General features: G+C 74.2%; 2 protein-coding genes. Both read left to right on the forward strand.

The window, feature by feature from the left end; all coding sequences use genetic code 11:
- A partial coding sequence (locus CWIS_RS19625) for an ATP-binding cassette domain-containing protein (protein WP_048344263.1) occupies positions 1 to 779 on the forward strand: 779 nt, incomplete at its 5' end.
- Between the two features lie 87 nt (positions 780 to 866).
- A partial coding sequence (locus CWIS_RS15620; RefSeq protein WP_048344261.1) for a dynamin family protein occupies positions 867 to 1,939 on the forward strand: 1,073 nt, incomplete at its 3' end.

Genomic DNA, 1,939 nt, shown 5'->3' on the forward strand with positions numbered 1-1,939 from the left:
GCACGCGCAAGCTCGACTTCGAGGAGATCCAGATCCCGCCGGGCCCGCGCCTGGGCAGCCTCGTCCTCGAGGCGACCAAGCTGGAGAAGGGCTTCGACGGGCGCACGCTCATCGACGGTCTGAGCTTCACGCTGCCGCGCAACGGCATCGTCGGCGTGATCGGCCCGAACGGAGTCGGCAAGACGACGCTGTTCAAGACGATCGTGGGGCTCGAGCCGCTCGACGGCGGCGAGCTCAAGATCGGCGAGACCGTCTCGATCTCGTACGTCGACCAGTCGCGTGGCGGCATCGACCCCAAGAAGACGCTGTGGGAAGTCGTGTCCGACGGGCTCGACTTCCTCAAGGTGGGCAACGTCGAGATCCCGTCGCGCGCCTACGTCGCGTCGTTCGGGTTCAAGGGGCCGGACCAGCAGAAGCCCGCGGGCGTCCTGTCGGGTGGTGAGCGCAACCGTCTCAACCTCGCGCTCACGCTCAAGCAGGGCGGCAACCTGCTGCTGCTCGACGAGCCGACCAACGACCTCGACGTCGAGACCCTCGGGTCGCTCGAGAACGCGCTGCTCGAGTTCCCCGGCTGCGCCGTGGTGGTCTCCCACGACCGGTGGTTCCTCGACCGGGTCGCGACGCACATCCTCGCCTACGAGGGCACCGAGGAGGACCCGGCGAACTGGTACTGGTTCGAGGGCAACTTCGCGTCCTACGAGGAGAACAAGATCTCGCGCCTCGGCGCGGATGCGGCGCGTCCGCACCGCGTGACGTACCGCAAGCTGCGTCGCGACTGACGCGCGCGGGCACACGCCCCACGAGCACATCAGGTGCCCCGGTCCGCTCCTCGGGCCGGGGCACCCGTGCTCGGGCAGACTGGCCACGTGCCAGAACCCGAGGTCGCGGGCCCGTCCGGCGCCTCTGACGACGTCACCGGCGCTGCGCTCGTCGACGCGCTCGAGCGGCTGCGCAGCCGCCTCGTGGCGCTCGAGCTCCCGCTGGACGCCCCGGGCGTCGAGCAGGCGAGGGCCGACCGGGCCGCGGCGATCGACCAGCTCGACGACTACCTGCTGCCGCGGCTGCGCGCGCACAGCGCCCCGCTGCTCGTCGTCGTCGGCGGCTCGACCGGCGCCGGGAAGTCGACGCTCGTGAACTCGCTGCTCGGCGAGCAGGTGTCCGCGCCGGGCGTGCTGCGGCCCACGACGCGCGCGCCGGTCCTGGTGCACCACCCGCTCGACGAGCGGTGGTTCTCGACCGATCGCGTCCTGCCCGGGCTGCCGCGCGTGGCGGCGTCCCGGTCGTCGTCGGGCACGGTCCGGCCCGAGGTCGGTCGGCCGGACGCCGCCGACGACGACGGTGCCGCCCACGGCCGCGCGCTGCGCCTCGTCGCGTCCGACGCGCTGCCGCCGGGCCTCGCGCTGCTCGACGCACCCGACGTCGACTCGGTCGAGGTCGCCAACCGCGTGCTCGCGAGCCAGCTCCTCGACGCGGCCGACCTGTGGCTCTTCGTGACGACCGCGGCCCGCTACGCCGACGCGGTGCCGTGGGAGCTCCTGCACCGGGCCGTGCAGCGCCACGCGCAGGTCGCGCTCGTGGTCGACCGCGTGGACCCCGGAGCGCGCGCCGCGAGCGACGACCTGCGCCGCATGATGCAGGAGAACGGGCTCGAGCGGGCCCCGCTGTTCGTCGTCGGCGAGGCAGCGCTCGTCGACGGGCTGCTGCCCCCGGAGGCGGTCGCGGAGGTCGCGACGTGGCTGACCGCGCTGGGCGCGGACGCTCCCGCCCGCGAGGCCGTCGCGCGCGCGACCCGCGACGGCGTCGTGGACGACCTTGCCGGGCGCGCGCAGAGCATCGCGGCCGCGGGCGATGCGCAGGTCGCGGCCGACACCCGGCTGCGCGGCGCCGTCGCCGGCGCGTACGGGGACGCGGCGGCGACGGTCCGCGAGGCGACGTCCGA

Source organism: Cellulomonas sp. A375-1, assembly GCF_001040865.1.
GTDB lineage: Bacteria > Actinomycetota > Actinomycetes > Actinomycetales > Cellulomonadaceae > Cellulomonas > Cellulomonas gelida.